The sequence below is a fragment of the Halalkalibacter sp. HAAS-P013 genome (assembly GCF_056619925.1).
The window spans coordinates 334104-354663 of sequence record NZ_JBWQTU010000005.1 but is presented as its reverse complement, the minus strand read 5'-3'; the positions used below and the strand labels follow the sequence as shown (position 1 = coordinate 354663).

At 38.0% G+C, this 20560-nt stretch carries 19 protein-coding genes; 7 read left to right on the top strand and 12 right to left on the bottom strand.

Going from position 1 to position 20560, the window contains the following annotated elements; genetic code table 11:
• Positions 1–91: 91 nt before the first annotated feature.
• The 3 genes from AC1FXP_RS10025 to AC1FXP_RS10015 form a co-directional block, all read right to left on the bottom strand.
• Positions 92–316: a YuzI family membrane protein gene (locus AC1FXP_RS10025; RefSeq protein WP_480060874.1), complete on the bottom strand. Its 225-nt coding sequence runs from the start codon at positions 314–316 to the stop codon at positions 92–94.
• Positions 317–355: 39 nt separating this feature from the next.
• Complete coding sequence (locus AC1FXP_RS10020) at positions 356–1186, bottom strand: DUF2268 domain-containing putative Zn-dependent protease (RefSeq protein ID WP_480060872.1); 831 nt, start codon at positions 1184–1186, stop codon at positions 356–358.
• Positions 1187–1414: 228 nt separating this feature from the next.
• On the bottom strand, positions 1415–3562 hold the full coding sequence (locus tag AC1FXP_RS10015; protein WP_480060870.1) for a DNA topoisomerase III: 2148 nt from the start codon (positions 3560–3562) through the stop codon (positions 1415–1417).
• Positions 3563–3782: 220 nt separating this feature from the next.
• On the opposite strand from AC1FXP_RS10015, the gene coaA reads away from it, so the two are divergent.
• Positions 3783–4736 (top strand): type I pantothenate kinase, encoded by a 954-nt coding sequence (gene coaA / locus AC1FXP_RS10010; RefSeq protein ID WP_480060868.1) that lies wholly within the window; start codon positions 3783–3785, stop codon positions 4734–4736.
• Positions 4737–4767: 31 nt separating this feature from the next.
• Here coaA and AC1FXP_RS10005 read toward each other — a convergent pair whose 3' ends face one another.
• Complete coding sequence (locus AC1FXP_RS10005) at positions 4768–5892, bottom strand: D-alanyl-D-alanine carboxypeptidase family protein (RefSeq protein WP_480060866.1); 1125 nt, start codon at positions 5890–5892, stop codon at positions 4768–4770.
• 639 nt (positions 5893–6531) lie between these two features.
• Here AC1FXP_RS10005 and AC1FXP_RS10000 point away from each other — a divergent pair.
• Positions 6532–7119: a cell wall hydrolase gene (locus AC1FXP_RS10000; RefSeq protein WP_480060863.1), complete on the top strand. Its 588-nt coding sequence runs from the start codon at positions 6532–6534 to the stop codon at positions 7117–7119.
• A 50-nt stretch (positions 7120–7169) separates the two neighbouring features.
• Here the strand turns inward: AC1FXP_RS10000 and AC1FXP_RS09995 are convergent, their stop codons facing one another.
• Positions 7170–7664 carry an N-acetyltransferase family protein gene (locus AC1FXP_RS09995; RefSeq protein WP_480060861.1) on the bottom strand — a complete coding sequence of 165 codons (495 nt, stop codon included), beginning with the start codon at positions 7662–7664 and terminating at the stop codon, positions 7170–7172.
• A 115-nt stretch (positions 7665–7779) separates the two neighbouring features.
• Between AC1FXP_RS09995 and AC1FXP_RS09990 the strand changes: the two genes are divergently transcribed.
• Positions 7780–8430, top strand: coding sequence for a hypothetical protein (locus AC1FXP_RS09990; protein WP_480060859.1), 651 nt, complete (start codon positions 7780–7782; stop codon positions 8428–8430).
• Positions 8431–8510: 80 nt separating this feature from the next.
• Positions 8511–11012 (top strand): CBS domain-containing protein, encoded by a 2502-nt coding sequence (locus AC1FXP_RS09985; RefSeq protein ID WP_480060857.1) that lies wholly within the window; start codon positions 8511–8513, stop codon positions 11010–11012.
• A 188-nt stretch (positions 11013–11200) separates the two neighbouring features.
• On the opposite strand, the gene AC1FXP_RS09980 is transcribed toward AC1FXP_RS09985, so the two are convergent.
• Together AC1FXP_RS09980 and AC1FXP_RS09975 are read right to left on the bottom strand one after the other, a co-directional pair.
• Positions 11201–11704, bottom strand: coding sequence for an acetyl-CoA hydrolase/transferase C-terminal domain-containing protein (locus AC1FXP_RS09980; RefSeq protein ID WP_480060854.1), 504 nt, complete (start codon positions 11702–11704; stop codon positions 11201–11203).
• A complete protein-coding gene (locus AC1FXP_RS09975; RefSeq protein ID WP_480060852.1) occupies positions 11701–12441 on the bottom strand; it encodes a hypothetical protein in 741 nt (246 codons plus the stop codon). Before AC1FXP_RS09975 ends, AC1FXP_RS09980 begins: the two co-directional genes overlap by 4 nt.
• 185 nt (positions 12442–12626) lie before the next feature.
• Here AC1FXP_RS09975 and AC1FXP_RS09970 point away from each other — a divergent pair, with 185 nt between their 5' ends.
• A complete protein-coding gene (locus AC1FXP_RS09970; protein ID WP_480060850.1) occupies positions 12627–13622 on the top strand; it encodes an LCP family protein in 996 nt (331 codons plus the stop codon).
• A gap of 80 nt (positions 13623–13702) precedes the next feature.
• On the opposite strand, the gene fabF is transcribed toward AC1FXP_RS09970, so the two are convergent.
• Entirely contained in the window at positions 13703–14944 is a 1242-nt protein-coding gene (gene fabF / locus AC1FXP_RS09965) for a beta-ketoacyl-ACP synthase II (RefSeq protein WP_480060848.1), read from the bottom strand.
• 25 nt (positions 14945–14969) lie between these two features.
• Entirely contained in the window at positions 14970–15908 is a 939-nt protein-coding gene (locus tag AC1FXP_RS09960; protein ID WP_480060846.1) for a beta-ketoacyl-ACP synthase III, read from the bottom strand.
• A gap of 675 nt (positions 15909–16583) precedes the next feature.
• On the opposite strand from AC1FXP_RS09960, the gene AC1FXP_RS09955 reads away from it, so the two are divergent.
• The gene (locus AC1FXP_RS09955; RefSeq protein WP_480060844.1) at positions 16584–16904 is read left to right on the top strand and encodes a hypothetical protein; all 321 of its coding nucleotides are present in this window, start codon (positions 16584–16586) and stop codon (positions 16902–16904) included.
• A 29-nt stretch (positions 16905–16933) separates the two neighbouring features.
• Here the strand turns inward: AC1FXP_RS09955 and AC1FXP_RS09950 are convergent, their stop codons facing one another.
• The 3 genes from AC1FXP_RS09950 to AC1FXP_RS09940 form a co-directional block, all read right to left on the bottom strand.
• Positions 16934–17266 (bottom strand): hypothetical protein, encoded by a 333-nt coding sequence (locus tag AC1FXP_RS09950; protein ID WP_480060842.1) that lies wholly within the window; start codon positions 17264–17266, stop codon positions 16934–16936.
• 82 nt (positions 17267–17348) lie between these two features.
• Complete coding sequence (locus tag AC1FXP_RS09945; protein WP_480060840.1) at positions 17349–17543, bottom strand: ComZ family protein; 195 nt, start codon at positions 17541–17543, stop codon at positions 17349–17351.
• A 74-nt stretch (positions 17544–17617) separates the two neighbouring features.
• Positions 17618–18583: a BMP family ABC transporter substrate-binding protein gene (locus AC1FXP_RS09940; RefSeq protein ID WP_480060838.1), complete on the bottom strand. Its 966-nt coding sequence runs from the start codon at positions 18581–18583 to the stop codon at positions 17618–17620.
• A gap of 296 nt (positions 18584–18879) precedes the next feature.
• Here AC1FXP_RS09940 and AC1FXP_RS09935 point away from each other — a divergent pair, with 296 nt between their 5' ends.
• Complete coding sequence (locus AC1FXP_RS09935; protein WP_480060836.1) at positions 18880–20475, top strand: peptide chain release factor 3; 1596 nt, start codon at positions 18880–18882, stop codon at positions 20473–20475.
• The last annotated feature ends 85 nt before the right edge of the window (positions 20476–20560 follow it).

Here is a 20560-nt window from a genome sequence, read left to right as displayed (position 1 = left end):
AAAACCCCCCTTACTGAAATCGTTTTGTATCAACAGTATAGGCAGGGGAGAACCAGTTTATTCCACACTCTCTCAATTCATTCCAATTGTTCTATGATTTTTTTTGTTTTTTCTTTCTTTTCATTGGATACGTCATTGATACAATGATAATCACGATCCCAATAATAAAGAAATAAAACTCTACCCTGTGCAATAAAAACTGTAAATACATTGACGAAGTATAACCAGTGATTAACAAATTCAAGTATGCTAAGATCGTTACTCCACCTATTACTGCAAACGTGAAACCTATAAGCACAAAAAACAATCTAATCATGAGCTATCACAACAAACGATTACCATTTTTTCTCACTCCTCATGTTTTGAACAAAGATCGATCAAGAAACGTGTCAGCAGATAAAGGTAATAAACGTAACGTCGTGTCTGAGTCATTCGTAGCTGATTCGATGATCTTATAGCCGGTATAATATCCTAACCATAATGGAATCCCTAACTCTTTGTTTCCGTAAAGAAGTGAAAGATAATGCTTTCTCCCTTTTTTCTTTAAATTGGGGCGAATCCATCTTTCAAACCACTGATTCGTCCAAACATGATCATAACGCGTTGTCCAACTAGCACATGCCCGAACCCCACATTCTTCTTTCACTGCAAATTCAGCTAAACCTTCCATCACCATCGATTCAAGAAATGTCACTGTTTCCTCGGCTTGATTCATTGCTTGCAAGCGACATATATGGTGGTATTCATGAGTAATTAATGCTAATAAATCTTCTTTTGTTGTAGATGAATGGATAAAAAGAACGATGCCACGGTCTAATGAAAGTCCTGTTTTACCGCCCAGTTCCTTTTTTAAAAATTGATCACAATGATTCATTGGCAATATATATATCTTTACATCTGGACCATTCCATTTGTGTTGTAATTTTAAAAGCTGTTTTTGGATAATAAACCATGGTAGCGTCTCGCTCCATTTTTCATATTCTAAATTAATTGATTGATCTGGTAGAAACAGTCCCATCTGAATGAGATATTGGTGAAGACCTATTACATCATTAGTTGAAAAGATTTCACATAGTGGCTCAATGATTAAATCACGCTGACATTCCACTTTTTCTTCAATTGTCTTTGCTTTATTCCACTTATTGTTGTAGTGATATAACCACTTGTCCGTTCTTACAACCCCCATTTTGATGACACCCTCCTTATTTCCACTATATGAAGAGTTTGTCTAAAATGAACCAACTTCTGCCTTTTCTACAAAAAATCATCTTCTTACGTACTGAGGGCACTGAAAAAGAAAAATCGACTTTTTCAGTGCCCTCTTACACATTTTCAAATAAGCATTAGAAAATGAGGAAAGTATAAAAACAGATAGCTAGGGCGATTTTCATAATAACCCTGGCTATCTTTTTCATTATACTAGAAATGTAATTTTTTTTTGTTCTTTGTTCCAAACAAGAGCCGCTTTAAATGTTTTTTCATCTTTTATAAATCCCTCGATCGTTTCTGTCTTCCCATCTTTTAGTAAAGCTTTCACATCTTTTTGCCTGATTTTTTTTTCAAGAATAACTTTAGAAATCGTGAACTTACATTGATGTGATTGAAATTGGCTACATCCATAGAATGTACCTTTATCTAGAATTGATCCACCACAGCCCGGACACTTCCCTACTGAAGTAGAGCGCTTTTTGCCCCGTTTTGGTTTCTTTTGCATCGACGACGTGTCAAAATTTGAAAAGTCCCATGATAAAGCCTGTCTACTTGCTTCATCAAGTAAATGAGTAACAAGCTTCTTCGTTTGATCCATAAAAAGTGCAGGTGATGCCTCTCCTTTTCCAATCTCACGTAGTCGCTGCTCCCACTTAGCCGTCATCTCTGCAGAAGTCAGAAGACTTGAACCTAATGCCTCAATCAATATCCGACCTTTTTCAGTTGGATAAACGATGTTTTTCGTTACTGTCATATATCCCCTGTCTTTTAAAATCGTTATAATCCCTGCTCTCGTTGCTTCTGTTCCAAGTCCTTGTGATTCCATCAATATTTTCTCAAGTTCTAGGTCCGTTACTTGTTTCCCAGCTGTTTTCATGACATTGATAAGCTGGCCCTCTGTATACCTTTTAGGGGGCTGTGTAACAGATTCTTTCGGCTCTATTTGTTTAACTTGCCCATTATCTCCAACTTCAAGGGTAGGGAGCTCTTGATCTTTGTCTCGTTTATTTGTCTGAATGATTTTTCTCCATCCTAATTGCTTCACTACTTTCCCTTTTGATTGGAATGTAGCTCGATCATCAACGAGTGTTTCAATTTTGGTCGTGTCAACAATTGCATCTTCTTCATGTGCAGCAAGGAGAGAACGAACAACTAGATCATAAATGTTTTTTTCTTCTGTTATGAGCTTCTCTAGATCAGGTACTTGTTCAGTTGGAATAATGGCATAATGGTCGGTTACTTTTTGATCATTCACAAAACGTGGGTTACCAATTAAAGTTGAAACAGGGAGAGGAAAATACGATGCATATTCCGGTTTCCTTGATAAAGTATCAAGAATGGTTGGAAACGTGAATGCTTCTCCCTTTGTAACAAAAGGAGAGTCCGTTCTCGGATATGAGATAAAGCCTTTTACATAGAGCTTTTGTGCGATATCGAGTGTTTTTTTCGGTGAATAACGATAGCGTTGATTTGCTACTGTTTGTAGACTAGAAAGAGTATACAAAAAAGGCGGCTTAAATCGTTTTTCTTCCTTTTTCACATCAACAATCGTTGCTTGTTTCCCTTTACAAAAGATCGCAATTTTATTTGCCAATTCTGCAGTTTTTATACGCTTACCACCATCTTTGTGCCAAACGCCTTTGAATTCTTTTCCTTCGACAATAAAAGTAGCCGTTACTTCCCAAAACGGTTCAGGTTTAAAATCTTCAATCTCTTGTTCCCTCTTCACAATAAGGGCTAGCGTTGGGGTTTGAACTCTACCAGTTGAAAAGACATCTGAGATTCCTTTTTTTTGTAAAAGAAGAGTATATACCCTTGATGCATTCATACCAACGAGCCAATCCGCACATGATCTACTTAATGCTTCATAGTATAGAGGTCTTGTTTGTTCCTCAGCTTTTAGTGAGCGAAACCCTTCCTCTACTGCTTTTCTGGTAAGAGAAGAAAGCCACAGCCGTTTTAAAGGTTTTTGAACGTTACATTGTTCAATAATTAAACGCACGATCAATTCCCCTTCACGTCCAGCATCGCCTGCCATGATGATTTCAGTCACATTCGACTGTTGTACCAATTTTTTTACCACTTGAAACTGTTTCCCTTTTCCTTTTGAGATTTGATGTTGAAACCGTGAAGGCAAAATTGGCAATGTCTCTAACTTCCATGTCCTCCATTTTGGATCGTAAACCTCAGGTGGAACTAGCTCACATAAATGCCCAACAGCCCACGTGATGTAGGCGCCTTTTGGGAATTGAGCCGTTTTTTTAATTTCAATATACCCTGCCTTTTTTACTGATTGATATGGCGCAGCTAACTTCGCTCCTTGATCTGGCTTCTCTGCGATAATAACTTTCATCCCATTTTCTATCCTTTCGCCACACTACTTTTGATCAATTATAACTCATTATAGAAATAATGAGTGAAAAATTCCCCTTTCCATCCAAAATAGTGTTACTATACAAAAAGATACTTTTCATCAATTATTTACAATTGTTAAACATTTTTTGCTTAAGCTTTTTTTGCAAATAAAGAAGCTTGCATCACCTTTTAATTATCATAAATAAAAGGAGAAAATTATGCTTACTTTAAATAAGTCTGTTCCTTTATCTGCCTATACCCAATTTAGCCGTGCTGAATGGGCAAAATTGTCAAAATTAACTACTGAGATTTTGTCTGCCCATGAACGTGAAAAGCTAGGAAGTATCAATGAGACAATTTCTGCAGATGAGGTTACTGATATCTATCTTCCACTATCACAATTACTATATATGCACATGACTCACTCTGTTACTTTACATGAAAATGTTAGTAGTTTTTTGCAGAAAAAAACGAAGAAAGTTCCATTTGTTATCGGGGTAGCGGGTAGCGTTTCGGTAGGAAAGAGTACCACTGCACGGTTAATACAAGCATTAGCTTCACGCTGGCCCAATAACCCTAAAGTTGACCTAATAACTACAGATGGCTTTCTATACCCCAATGCGGTACTTGAAGAGCGTGGGTTAATGAAACGAAAAGGGTTTCCTGAAAGCTACGACATTGGGCGATTAATTCGTTTTCTATATGAACTAAAATCTGGTCACGCTTACATTGAAGCGCCTATGTATTCGCATTTAACATACGATATTTTAGAAGATACTGTTCAAAAAATAATCGAACCTGATGTTGTCATTGTTGAAGGAATTAATGTCTTACAAGTAAATAAAAAAGACCGACGTATTCCTCAAGTGTTTGTCTCTGATTTTTTTGATTTTTCTATTTATGTAGATGCAGATGAAGAGGACATTCGCTCATGGTATATTGAGCGATTTAAACTGCTTAGAAATACTGCTTTCCAGCAATCTGAATCCTTCTTTCACCGTTTTCGTCATTTAAGTGATTCTGAAGCTTACGATGTCGCCAAAAGCATTTGGACTACGATCAACGGTATCAATCTTGAAAAGAATATTCGACCAACCCGCCATAGAGCCGACCTCATTTTGAAAAAAGGGGCAGGCCATCGTGTTGAAGAAGTTCATTTAAAAAAAATGTAGAGAAGGAGGCATCCTCCCTCTCTACATGCTTTTAAATCGAGAGTATCGATCGTAATTGGGATAATACCTGATAGATAAATGAAGGTTGTGTTTCTGTTTCTTCTAATCTTTTTCTATCATCCTTCTCATCAGGCTTATCTTCTGGATTTAACAATGTTGTTTTAATAATTCGATCCCCTTCGCCTCTTACCCACAAGCGACCAAGGGGATTAACGTCTACAGAGATCTCCTCATTTCGGTTAGAAAGAAAATATAGATCTTCTTCAAGTTCAAAACGATCTCCTGACTCGGAAGTAAAGATCTTATTACTAAACAAAACATTCGTCTGAAAATGCCCAAATCCATAATCAAATAATGTAATCATATCACTATAAGCATGATCACTAGAGGGTGCATTTAATGTAACTGCAATTAACTCCATTCCATTCCGCTTTGCGGTTGTAACAAGAGTATAACCCGACTTTCGCACAAAACCATTTTTCACACCCGTGACACCATCATAATGCCATAACAGACGATTATGATTATAAATGACTGTTTCCCACCCTTCTCCAATCCATTCCATCTCTTTTGTACCAACAATCTCTCGAAAGGTTTCATTTTGCATAGCATATTGTGTGATCTTAGCCATGTCATAAGCTGTTGTTTTATGCTCCTCATCATAAAGGCCATGAGGATTTGTGAAATTCGTGTCTTGCACTCCAACCTTCTCCTCAATAAAACGATTCATCTTCCTAGAAAAAAGCTCTTCGCTTCCTGACATATGCTCTGCGATGGCTGTTCCCGCATCATTTCCAGAATTAATCAGTAGCCCCTGTACAAGCTTTAGCAAAGAAACTTGTTCATCTTCTAGTAAATAAACGCGTGTTCCTATTACATTTACAGCTTCTTCACTTACCGTAACGATATCATCAAGGTTCCCTTCTTCTATCGCAACCATTGCCGTTACTATTTTTGTAATACTTGCTGGGTACATCTTTTGGTTCATCTCTTGATTAAACAATATTTCTCCCGTTTCAGCGTCCATAAGAATCGCTGTTTCGCTATATAATGACAATGTCTCGTTCGCAGCTTCTATTGTTTGGGGTCCTTGAATGAGTTGAATTAGGATGACAACAATACAAAGGATGCTTGTCTTAATAGATGTTAGTTTCACATCATCCCTCCAATCCGTAATAATCACAAAGACTAGTATAACTTAAACATATTACAACTCGTTAACACCAATATTACAGATACCAGTGATTCTTTTTCAAAGGCTGTTTTCGCATACTTTGTTGTAACGTGTTCACCACCTGTTCGTTCCATTGCGCTCTAGCCACTCGCTTTCCGCGGGGAGGTGCCGAGCCTCCTCGGCTGTGCGCCTGCGGGGTCTCGCCCTACCTCTGCATCCCGCAGGAGTCGAGTGACTTCCGCTCCATTTCACTACGAGAAAAACGTTTCTTCACAGCAACAATCTTTACGGAAACAGCCTTTTCAAAAAGATAATGGAAAAGGTTGCCTACTCAGGTTTAATTTCCAAATTATCTGATTTACTATATATCTAAAATAACAACGAAACCCCTTATTAGTACTGACTTTTCATCCATTCTTGTACATATCACCATTCATTCCTATCCAGAAAGGTATAGATTTCCCCACATTTCGTTACATAACTGTAAAATAAGAGGGTGCTCCTTACTGCTCCATGGCATGTTGTACTCTGTATTTGTGACTGGAAAAAGTTAACTACTTCATCTACCCAAATTTTATGCTAGTTTAGTAGAGTACGATTTACCGAGGAGGGCTTTAACTTATGAAAAAAATGATTTTTACTATTTGCGCGGCAGCATCCATTTTCTTTATTGGAGGGAATGACACACATGCACAATCAGTTACACACTCGGTTGTTGCAGGAGATACCCTTTATAAATTAGGTCAGCAATATGGCGTTTCAGCTACTGATATTCAAAAAGTAAATAACAAATCTTCTTCTATGATTATGGTTGGAGAAAAATTAACAATTCCTGCATCTATCTCAGCAGCAGAAAAAGACCTTTTAGCACGTTTAGTCCTTGCAGAAGCAGAAGGTGAACCTTTTGCAGGGAAAGTAGCGGTAGCAACCGTTGTGTTGAACCGTGTTGCTCACAAGGATTTTCCAAACACAGTAACAGGAGTCATTAATGAGGTCTCAAATGGCTACTACGCGTTCTCGCCTGTACAGAACGGTCGTATTAACCGCGCTGCTGACAGTGAATCTATTCGTGCTGTTAACGAGGCTTTAGCGTTCCGTGGACAAGGTTCAGGCTCACTATTTTTCTACAATCCAACGATTGCAACAAATCATTGGAATGCTACAAGAACAGAAACGATTCGTATTGGTAATCATGTATTTTCAAAATAAAAGGTAGTATTGTAAGAGGTTGAACCGCACCGGTTCAACCTCTTTGGGTATTATAAAATCTTCATCATATATTCTTCATCTACGTACTCTTCGTTAATCTTAAGAGCTCTTCTCTCAAACCCATATACTTGGAATCCTAAAGATTCATAAAGTTGTTTAGCTTTTTCATTTTGTGCTGCAACGACAAGTTGTAACTGCTCGATTCCTTGAGCTTGCGCCTCCTCCATCACATAAGTAAATAGTTCTTTCCCTAATCCCTGTCCTCTTGCCTCTTCAGCTATAAAAACACTTCCAATTGCAGCCTTGTGTTGCATTTTTAATAGCTTTGAACGCGAAAGACTTATGATGCCTACAAGCTGGTCCTCATTTTTGAACAATCCATAAAATGCTTCCGCGTTCGTTAATTTCGATTCAAAAAAACCAATGGTTTCCCCTGCTTCTTCTTCATAGCTTGCAGCAAAGGCTTCTGGTACTTGTGTCAACGCTTGCAATCTAAGCTGTTTAAAGAGGGACGCATCTTTAATTTCTAACTTTCTTATTTGCAAATGAAGCACCCTTTCTATTCATTAATAATCATTATTTTCACTAAAAAACAGGTACTTTCCACCTAAACAAGGAATAAAACTAGTAGTATATTTTCAAGAAAGGATGGTGATCCTGTTGACTCGAATCTCTCGAACTTCTCGTACAAAAGCCGAACGAGTTCAAGCTGCATATGTAAATCGTATGACTGAAGTGCATAGTGTGGATCCTATTCAACCAATCGAGCGAACAGAACTAACAAAAAATCACACGAGCCATCCAACTGAAAACCATTTGCTTTCATATGAGCGATATTTTCAGACGAAACAACATATAAGAGATGCCTTTAGACAATTTTATAGGCATGAAAAGGAACTATATAACATAGCGACTGATTTAGACGAAACAAGTAAAGAAATCCTAACACATATAGAGAAACTCGTCCAAAAATATAACCAAGCAATGACGGCCCTTGAATCCTTTGATAAGCTGTCTGGAACAACCTATCTCTCTTCAATAGAAGATTTAGTTTTAAAGCATAAAAGCGACTTAAAAACGATTGGGATAACAGTGCAACATTCTTCTCCATTCCTATCGTTTGTTCCAGCACAATTTCTCATTCATTTAGCTAAATCAAAGACAACAACCCTTCAACAAGTAAAAAGCTTTAAGACTTTAATCATGAATGAACACCAATCATTAGCAAGGACAAAAAAATCATTATATCTCGATTATTATGAAGGTTCTCCAATTGAATTAAAAGGCTTAATCATTGAAGAAGAGGGATAACATCTACATCTTCTCATCACTTATCAAATAATGAGCAAATTTGTTAAAATATAAGAAATACTTTAGAAAGGAGGAAAACTATGGATGTTATTGTTTCACACGTAAATTTAGACTTTGATGGATTAGCATCAATGCTAGCTGCTAAAAAACTTCACCCTGGGGCTCAAGTTGCTCTTACTGATAAACAGCACCCAACCGTAAAGTCCTATTTAGCAATTTATAGAGATGAACTTGCCTTTTCATCATATACAGAAATAAATTGGCAACATGTTCGTACGTTAATTCTTGTCGATGTTGCCTCATTAAAACGAACTGGTATCCCCTTTTCAGACTTGTCTCCACATGTACAATTCATTGTTTACGATCACCATGCACCAAAAGAAGGAGATGTAACAACAGGAGAACGTCATATAGAACAAGTTGGGGCAACGGTTTCGCTTTTAACTGAGCAATTACATAATAGAAAGATTACAATTACTCCTTTTGAAGCAACATTATTCGGTTTAGGAATTTATACGGATACAGGAAATTTCACCTATCCACAAACAACAGAAAAAGACCTTTTTATAGCATCAGAGTTAAAGAAGCATAACATGGACATTACATTGATTGATCGTTTCTCCGAGCAGCCATTGTCGCTTGAAAATAGACAGCTTTTTCAAACACTCCTGTCAAATGGAAAGGAACAATATAACTCAGGTATAACACTTTTTCTAACGACACACGAGCAACCAAGCTATCAAAGCGGACTTGCTACCTTAACAAGAAGATTACTTGAATCAACCGATTCAGATGCAGCTATTTCAATTGTTAAAATGAAGGACCATGTCTATGTAGTTGCTAGAGCAAGGTCAGAGCGCGTTGATCTAAGAAAATTAATGACAGAACTCGGCGGTGGCGGACATGCACAAGCGGCGTCAGCTACTTTAAAGAGAAAAGATCTTAATGAAGTCATAAAAACTGTCCAAAAATCATTAGCAGTAATTATTAAACCAGCCATTACTGCTGCAGACTTTATGGCATCTCCAGTAAAGTCGGTTTCACCATATGACACTATTAATGAGGTTCTTGAACAGATGTATCAATACGGCCATACTGGTTTCCCAGTGGTGAATGATCAAGGACAACTGGTTGGTGTCATTTCTCGTCGTGATGTGGATAAAGCGACTCATCATGGACTTGGACATGCCCCAATAAAAGGATATATGTCTACACAGCCTGTGACTCTCTCTCCAAATGCTTCTTTGGAAGAAATTCAATCGACGATGATGAAACACAACATTGGTCGTATACCCATATTGTCAAATGATGAAATGGTCGGTATTTTATCAAGAACCGATATTATCGAACAATTGCATAAGCAGACAAGCAAGTTAAGCAAGCAATCGATTATAGAGATGATGAAAAGCCAGTTATCGAAAGACATTTACAAACTTCTTATCGAAATTGGAACGATTGCTGATAGTCAAGGAGTGAGAATTTATTTAATTGGTGGGATTGTTCGTGATTTTATTCTGAATCGAGCAAATGAAGATATCGATTTAGTTATAGAAGGAGACGGAATTGCCTTTGCCAACCTACTGTCCGAACGCTTAGGTGGTCAAGTCAAATCGCATGAAAAATTCGGTACAGCAACATGGAAAACTACAGATAACGTTAAAATTGACATTGTCACATGTCGGACTGAATATTATGATGCCCCAGCAGCACTTCCTAATGTACGTGCTTCTAATATTCGAGAAGACTTAAGAAGACGTGACTTTACCATAAATGCGATGGCACTTCAAATTAACAAAAGTCATTTTGGGACATTACTTGACTTCTATCAAGGTCAGGATGACATTGAGCAAAAGAACATCCGTATCTTGCATACACTAAGTTTTATTGAAGATCCTACGAGGATTATCCGGGCAGTTCGTTTCGCCTTACGCTTTCATTATCAGCTAACAGAGCAAACTTTCACGTTAGCCATCGATGCTGTAGCGATGTTAAAGCAAGTAAGTGCTAAACGTCTATTACGTGAATTCGAGTTACTCGTTTATGAAGGTACCATTATTGAAGCTATTAAAATGCTAGATGAGATTGGTGTGTGGACTACCTTACTTGGTCATAGTCCTACAGAGGAAGAGATAATTAAAGTAGATGCTATACTTAACGAAATACAAGATCCATTTTTTATTTTCCTTACTTTTGCTTATCATCAAAAAGATTGGAAAAGAAAAGTGAAGCTCTTTGCGTTAACAGCTCGACAAAACCAAATCATACAGCAGCTTGAAATCTTGGATGAACACCAAATAGAGCAACTTACTACGATCGGTTCAATCCATCAACAATTTTACAATTATACTGAAGAGACGATTTTTATTTATACTGTATTAACAAAGAACGAGATGTTGCATACCTATTTAGAGAAAAGAAAGAATGTAAAAGCATTGCTTTCTGGAAGGGATTTAATTGATAGGGGAATAAAACCTGGTCCTGTTTTTTCTAATATTCTACACCAGTTAACATGCTTGCAACTAAATGATCAAATCAAAACCAAAGAAGAAGCAATTACGTGGCTCGATACAAATTTCAAATAAAATTTTGAGACAACCTATTTCGCGGGCACTGATAAAGGAAAAACCCGCCCTTTTCAATTACCTAGCAATGGCTCCCTTTGCTACGCGCCGTGAGTGTGTAACCCAGGCTTTTAAAAGATGTAACGACTCCGCTCATTGCTTCGGGGTGTCTCTAAAGGTCAAAAACAGACCTTTTGAGAACCCCCTTTTTATCGGTAACCTATTTTTTCTGCTTCAAGTGTTAGTTCGTCGCGAAAGTTTGGATGAGCGATTTGAATTAGTGCCTCTACTCTTTCTCGAATTGATTTCCCCCTTAATTTGGCCACACCATATTCTGTGACAACGTAATCAACATCATTTTTTGAAGTTGTTACGACTGCCCCCTTTGCCAAAGAAGGGACAATTTTGGAGATTGTGCCATTTTTGGCTGTTGAATGCAAGCAAATAATCCCTTTCCCGCTTCTTGCCATTCTAGCTCCGATGCCAAAATCACCTTGTCCACCTGTGGAAGAATAACTCCTCCCCTCAATCGATTCAGAATTGCACTGTCCTAAAAAGTCCACTTCAATCGTTGCATTAATCGTGATAAGTCGATCAATTTGCGAAATGACTCTACTATCATTTGTTTTGTTAACTGGAAACATTTGAACTTGTTTATTATTATGCATAAAGTTATATAACTTCTTGGTCCCAAAAGCAAATGTTGCTGTCATACTTCCTTTTTGTAATGGATTGTTTGCATTTGAAATTGCTCCAGCCTCAAATAAATCAACTGATCCTTCAAAAAGTTCATAATAGCATTAGGTATCGCTCCAAAGCCAATTTGAAGAGTATCGCCGTTGTTAATCATTTGGGCAACTGTTTCGCCAATAATTTTATCTTCTTCCCGTAAAGGAATATCTGGGGTCACTGGTAATGAGACATGATTTTCAATTAACCCATCTACTTTAGTTATATGAACTCGGTTCTCACCAAATGTATATGGCAGCTCATTATTCACTTCTAATATAATTTTTTTTGCTTTTTTAATATGTGGATAAATATAATCACAATTTGTTCCTAGTGAAAAATAACCATCATCATCCATAGGAGAAACCGTTGCCATTATTACGATATCCTTTGCCATTTCTTCAAGGATAGATGGTACATCTGAGAAATGATTTGGTAAGAGATCAAGCTCTTTCTCGTAAAACCCTCTCCTCTCATCTTTGTTTAAAAACATGGAGATAATTTTCAGTTTGGATGGTTCCACGTCAATAACCGGTCGTAATGACAGCATTTGAAACAAGCGATTTCCCTTCAATGTTTTATGTGAAGGTAACGCGCTCATTAATGCTGGTGGTTCTCCAACTGCCAATGGAACAATAATGTCTTCATTTGGTTTTATAAGTAATACTGCTTCTTGGGCAGTGTTCATTCGTTTCCTTTCTAACAAGTCTAAACAATTCATACTATTCCTCCAACTCCTGTAATACTAATTATTTTTATTTTTCATTCATGAAAAAGTCATTTCCAACGAATAATATTACTATGTTTTCGTTCAGTAACCCAAAGCCTTATTATCATATAGTGTTAACAGTCAAGTTTAATCCTATGTCTTACCTAACAATTACCGGAACGTGAGGAGGGCTTCCATTGTCCACCCGAAAAAGTTTAAAGGAGATAAGAAGAAGACGAAGCTATCGAAACATTTTAATCTTTTCCTGTCTTACATTCCTCTTGCTTCTTGGTGCGATCGGAACATTCATATTTTCGCAGTATGAAGCTGGGAGAACTGAGACTGAACAAGGAATTATGATGATAACAAACGATAAACCAAAAAGTACGAACAATGAAGTTGAAAATAATACAATAATAAAGGCGAAAGAACCTGAAAATAACGAACCAATTAATGTGCTTTTAGTTGGGATGGACACATCCAAGGATGAAATTGCACGTACAGATACCATCATGGTAGCTCAGTATAACCCAACAAATGGAGAAGCCAAGGTTGCATCCATTATGCGTGATGCCTATGTAGAAATACCGGGAAAATTCAAAAATAAAATTAATGCTTCTTTTGCTTTTGGGGGAGTGGAACTGCTTCAACAAACGCTCGAACATAACTTCGATCTAAAAATACATTATTATGCGCTTGCTAACTTCGATGGTTTTATTAAGTTGGTTGATACAATTGCACCGAATGGGTTAGAAGTCACGATAGAACGTAAGATGTTAGATCCAAATAACGCAATAAACTTTGAGCCAGGAGCCCAAAGTCTAAACGGGGAAGAGACTTTAAAATATGTTCGTTTTCGTAAAGACTATGAAAATGACTTCGGTCGTGTCAAAAGGCAACAAGAAATATTGCAACACCTTAAAAATGAGTTATTCACTATATCAGGTATGGCAAAAATTCCAAAACTCATTGGTATGTTGGAGCCTCATTTAGAAACAAATATGCGCACGACCAAAATGCTAAGCTTAGGAAGAGATGTCGTCCTTAATCCTATTGATAATATTGAAATGTTACGTATCCCTATCGAGAATAGTTTTGCAGATGCGTATTACCAACATGCTGGAGCCGTCTTAGACATAGATGTTGAAACAAATCGTCAAGCACTTACGGAATTCTTTACTAAAACAGAATAGGAATTATAAAAAGTAAAATATAAAAAAGGCTGACTACTCAATTCCTTTAACTTTTGGAATTTAAGTAGTCGAGCCTTTTTTTATTCAGTATATTCTTTAAACACAAGCGTTGCGTTGTGTCCCCCAAAACCTAAAGAGTTACTTAAGGCAGCTCGTACGTGCTGCTTACGCGCCTCATTTGGTACGTAATCCAAATCACAGTCAGGATCCGGAGTCTCATAGTTAATCGTTGGAGGAATGATACCTTCTTTTATTGCCTTAACTGACAAGATCGCTTCGACGGCCCCTGCAGCTCCTAATAAATGCCCTGTCATTGATTTAGTTGAGCTTACTGCTAATTTATAAGCGTGATCACCAAAAACTGATTTCGCTGCCATTGTTTCAAATTTATCATTATATGGAGTACTCGTACCGTGAGCATTTAAATAATCAATATCTTCAGGTTTTAAGCCAGCATCTTCTATCGCTTGCTTCATAGCTCTAGCACCGCCTTCTCCTTCTGGTGCCGGTGCTGTTACGTGGTGTGCATCTCCTGTTGCCCCGTAACCAACAATTTCAGCATATATCGTAGCTCCTCGCTTTTTCGCTGATTCTAAACTTTCAAGGATTAAAATTCCTGCACCTTCTCCCATTACAAACCCATCACGATTTGCATCAAACGGTCTTGAAGCAGTTTGAGGATCCTCACTAGTTGACACAGCTTTTGCTGAACAGAAGCCAGCAACTGCCATATTCGTAATTGGCGCTTCTGATCCTCCTGTAATCATTACATCAGCATCTCCACGCTGAATAACTTTAAATGCATCTCCAATTGAATTCGTACCGGAAGCACAAGCTGTAACAGTGCAAGAGTTAATTCCCTTTGCTCCAGTTGTAATTGATACCTGTCCCGAAGCCATATCTGGGATCATCATTGGAACGAAAAATGGACTAACTCGACGATGTCCTTTTTCTAGAAATTGACGGAAATTCTGTTCGTATGTCTCCATGCCACCAATTCCCGAACCAATCCAAACTCCAACCCGAGGAGCAATATCTTCTGTAATTTCTAAATTTGCATCTTTTAGAGCCATTAATGAAGAGGCAACGGCAAATTGTGTAAACCTGTCCATTTTACGAGCCTCTTTTTTGTCAATAAATTCAGCCGGATCAAAATCACGAATTTCGGCTGCTACTTTCATTGGAAATTCTTCAGCTTGAACTCTTGTTAGTGGACCGACTCCTGATTTCCCAGCTATCGCACTTTCCCAAGTATTTGCAACATTTAAACCGAGGGGCGTTACCGCACCCATCCCAGTTATTACAACACGTCTTTTTTCCAAAGTCATTCTCTCCTTTGCGTAATGGTTATCTTCCCCATCTAATTGCAACAGATCCCCATACCAGACCAGCTCCAAACCCTACTAAAACAAGTAAATCTCCATCTTTAATCTTACCACTTCTTAACTCATCTACCATAGCCATAGGGATAGAGGCAGAAGATGTATTTCCATATTTATGAACTGTTTTGGACATCTTTTCTACCGGAAGGTCTAATCGCTCTCTAGCCGCTTCCATTATACGAATATTTGCTTGATGTGGTACGAGAAAATCACAGTCCTCTTTTGTTAAACCTGCTTTCTCAAGCACTCGTAGTGATGAATCCCCCATTTGACGCACAGCAAATTTAAATACCTCACGGCCGTTCATTTGTAGATACTTACCTTGTTGATTAATATGCATGGCTCCAGTTCCATCAGCACCTAATTCAAAGGCTAAAATTCCTTTATCTTCAGAAACAGGCCCTAGAACTGCCGCTCCCGCACCATCTCCAAACAAGACTGCAGTATTACGGTCAGTAAAATCTGTAATTTTTGATAATTTTTCCACACCAACAACAAGAATATTCTTGTATGCACCGGTTTCTATAAATTGTTGTCCTGTTGCTAGTCCATAAATAAATCCCGCACATGCTGCACTAATATCCATTGCAGCTGCCTTTTTTGCTCCTAGACGGTGTTGAATTAATGTAGATACCGTCGGAAAGGGCATGTCTGGCGTAACAGTTGCCACCAAAATTAAATCTATATCTTCAGCTGAAACTTCAGCATGTTCTAATGCATCTTTAGCTGCCAAGTAAGCCATATCCGAACTATCAACATCTTTTGGCGCAAAGCGTCTTTCTTCAATTCCTGTTCTCGTTCGAATCCATTCATCATTTGTATCTATTTTCTTTTCAAAATCAGCATTTGTGACAAGCTCTTCTCCAATATAGCTTCCCATACCTAAAATTCCTGCTTTTGTCATCTTACTCAATCCCCTTTCGCGAAACACACGACCTTTTGGGTTATTATTAGTACCTGATACTAATTTTACAGTAAGAAAAGAAATATGTCTACAAGACGTTCATCCAAAAGATGGTTTTCCTTTTGGATGAACGTCGATGCAATGTGCGGAGCCGCTGCTATGTTTTAAGCCTAAAGGAGCGACCTTCTCCTTTAGGCGCGCAGCGTGTGGAGCCATTGCAATCATGTTCGCTCTGTTCTCGTTAAAACAGTCCGCTTTTTCCTTTTGAATTATCGACGATGCAGCATGCGGAGCCGCTGCTATGTTTTAAGCCTAAAGGAGCGCTCTTCTCCTTTAGGCGCGCAGCGTGTGGAGCCATTGCAATCATGTTCGCTCTGTTCTCGTTAAAACAGTCCGCTTTTTCCTTTTGAATTATCGACGATGCAGCATGCGGAGCCGCTGTTATGTTTTAAGCCTAAAGGAGCGACCTTCTCCTTTAGGCGCGCAGCGTGTGGAGCCATTGCAATCATGTTCGCTCTCTTCTCATTAATAGCAAGCCGCTTTTTCTTCTCGTTAATAGCAGACTGCTGTTTATCTTTGGGCTATCTACATCTTATTTAGGTAAGTGCCTTTACACAGTGTCACAAGCATAATCATACAATAATCATAGAGTAAGTTATGAGGAGGAAAGTTACCATGAGCGACGAACAGAATCAACGACCTCAACAACCTGATTTTTTTTCTGAATTAATGTTTGGAAGACCACCTGTTCCTGAAAATAGAGAACAAGAAAAGGATTCAGAACAACAGCCTGCACAAAATCATCAAGCTTCTCCAGAAGCTAGCAACCAGAACTCAAATGAACAAGGTGATCAACTCGCAAATATTATTGCTCTAGTCCAATCTCTTAGCCCTTATCTCGTTAAACTAGCTCCTCTAGCTAGTAAGGTTGCATCCATGTTTAATCAAGATGATGAGAATGATACGTCTTCTAAAAAAAAGAACGCTAACGATTAACTGTTAGCGTTCCATTCATTTCTCATCCATTAGGAAGGTTGTCCACCATCTTTTTGTAACTCCGCCATGAGATCATTAAAAAAGCCATCTAACTGATTTTTGAACTTTGTTTCTTCCTCACTTTTTGCTTCCATCTCTTTTACTTCAGCATATGTCTGCAGGAAGCCTTCTAAATCACCCGTACGAATTTGTGCAATACTATAAGTAGAAAAAAGACGGATATGCGGGGCACCGCTTCTTCTCATTAACTCTACGAAAGGTTTCAATTTATTTAATGCCTCATCATCACGCTTTTCTTTTACTAATTGAAAGCCTTCTTTCATTTCTTGTGCAAAAGCTTTTAATTTCTCCGTTTTCTCCATCCATACTCCTCCTCTATAACTTATAGACAAAACAAAAGCTCGTTCTGAGTTTTGACTCAGGTCGAGCTAGCTCTGCATTAATTTATTTCGATTCTTCAGTAGTGTGATCTTTTCCAAGTTCATAAGCTTCTGACATAACATTTAACAACAATTCTAACATGGGCTGTAAATCTTCCATATTCAATTCTATACCTTTTTCATCTAAAAACTTTTTTCCTTCAGGAAGGTGTTTCATAGCAATTTGCATAAATTTCATATTCATCTCAGGGTTATTCATCATCAACCACCTCTATTATCATACTTATCATCATTACAATACTATGGACAACCCTATAAACGCAAGCAAGTTAGTTATAAAATAGGCTCAGTAGGTAGCTCTCCTGTTTCAATATATGTCTTTACAGCCTCTTTAATTTGAACAATGATGTCTTCTGGAATACTTGAGCTAAATTCACCTAATGAAATAACTCCGTCTTGGAAATCGTATCGTAAGTTGCCTGCTTCTAATTCATGCTTATAATAGCTCTTAGCAACAAGCTCATATAAATAATCGACATGCTGTACAGTACTTGTTAATACCGTTGACTCACCTAGGTCTGTTTGATCGCCTACAAAACCGATGGCATATAATCCTTCTTTCCGAATTTCTTCAATGACTTCAACATGGTATCCGTCACCAGCTGGGTAAAACACATCTACACCCTCTTGCTTTAACTCATCAAATAACGATAGGGCCACATCTCTATTAGCCCAATCTTCTACATACTTCAGGTGAACGGTCGTCTTTTTGTTGTTTAGTTTCGCGCCATCATGAAACCCCTTTACCTCTGGCTGCCAATCAAACGCAGCGATTGCCCCAACATCTCCATTTTCAGACATTGCTGCTGCCACCATACCAGCAAAGAAGCCCATTGCATAACTATCGAAATGGAGACTTGTAACATTATCTCCATCAACTTCACCATTAAAACTTACGAAATGAATATTAGGATATTTAGGTCCAAGCTCTGTAAAAAGATCTGCATAAAAACGACCGTGACCAAAAATTAAATTAACTTTACTCTCGGCAAAATCCTCAACCGCTTTATTAACTTTTGCTTCTGTATTCATATCTTCCATAAAAACAACATCAATGTTAAGGTTCGAATGGATGTTCAATAATCCTTGATACCCTTTACTATTCCACCCTTGGTCATCAATTGTATCTTCTAGTAATAAGCCTACTCGATTCTCTAACGGCAATTGGCTATTAATATTAGAACAACCGATAAGTAGAATAGGCATCCACAATAAAAGCAATAATCGTTGAATAATCATGTTGACACGCTCCCTAATGTTTACACTTATATATTAAACTATAATTGCTCTATTTTCTTTCACAATTCTACAATCTACTACATAATAACTACTTTTGTCCTACCTATTCGTTAATACTATGTTTGAATCCTCTACATCTTTCATTTTGATACGAACTTGTAATATGAATGTAATCTTTGTGATGAATAACTTAGGATTAGGAATACAGGTTGTTTATCTTTAAATGCAGGTGAAACATTCAACCAACACTGTTATAATGAACCGAGACAATTTTATAGTAAAAGTGAGGATATTTTATGGATTATAAAAAAGCGGTACAATCGCGTCGGACTTTTGCGATTATCTCCCATCCGGATGCCGGGAAAACAACATTAACAGAAAAGCTTCTTTTATTTGGAGGAGCAATTCGAGAAGCAGGTTCTGTTAAGGGAAAGAAAAATTCAAAACATGCGATGAGTGACTGGATGGAAATTGAGAAACAACGTGGGATTTCTGTTACAAGCTCTGTTCTTGAGTTTTTGTATGATGGATATCATGTCAATATTCTCGACACGCCAGGGCATGAAGATTTTAGTGAAGATACGTATCGTACTTTAACCGCTGCAGATTCTGCGACAATGCTAATTGATGCTGCTAAAGGGGTTGAAGCGCAAACGAAGAAATTATTTAAAGTATGTAAAATGCGTGGAATTCCCATCTTTACATTTATGAACAAATTAGATCGCCAAGGTCGCGATCCATTTGAATTAATGGAGGAGCTTGAAAACTTACTAGGTATTCGCTCATATCCAATGGGCTGGCCTATTGGAATGGGGCAGTCTTTCTCAGGAGTTTATGACAGGCATAACAAAAAGCTTGAATTATACAATCCGGAGAATCCAAAAGAAATTGATGTGATTCAGCTTACTGGTCCGGACGATCCGAAGTTAGATGAAGCGATTGGTGATGAGGGGTTAGTCGCACAGTTTCGTGAAGAATTGGAATTACTAGACGTTGCTGGAGATGAATTCGACCCAGGACTTGTTGCCAAAGGGGAGCTTACACCTATTTTCTTTGGAAGTGCTATCTCAAGTTTCGGTGTGCAAACATTTTTAGAGCATTTCTTAAAGTTATCACCTGCTCCGACTCCACGAGAAAGTTCAAAGGGGCTAATTGAACCATTAGAAAATCAGTCATTTTCTGGCTTTATTTTTAAAATTCAAGCGAACATGAATCCGGCTCACCGTGATCGTATCGCCTTCCTCCGTATAACATCAGGAAAATTTGAACGAGGAATGTCTGTAAAGCACGTTCGAGTTGGGAAAAATTTAAAACTTGCACAACCGACCCAATTTTTAGCACAGAGCCGAAGCATTGTTGATGAGGCCTATGCAGGTGATATAATAGGGTTATTTGATCCAGGTACGTTTCGAATTGGAGACACACTTGTCGAAGGCGATAATTTTGAGTTTGCTGAAATGCCGCATTTTTCACCTGAATTTTTCAGTGCAATTACGGTCAAAGAAGCACTGAAGCATAAGTCCTATGAAAAGGGATTACAACAATTAACCGAAGAAGGCGCAATCCAATTATTCAAGACGTATAATCGTTTTGCTGAGCAGCAAATTGTTGGGGTAGTGGGTGTACTTCAATTTGAAGTGTTAGAGTACCGTTTAAAACATGAATATCATGTCGATATTCAATTGGAACGGTTGCCGTTTTCGTTTGCACGCTGGGCTGATGGACCAGCAGATGCAATGGAAGCCTTCAAAAAGTCACAGCGTAACCTTGTAACGGACCGAGATGGACGAATCGTTGTTCTCTTTGAGAATGAGTTCCAAATGCGGACAGCTATTGATAAATATCCTGAAATGAGGTTCTACGAAAACTCATTTATAAAATCAAATTCATAGAAGTTTGCTTCACACCAACCACTATTTTCACCAATAAAGGGTGACTACAAAGGGCACTGAAAAGGTGAAAGTCGACCTTTTTCAG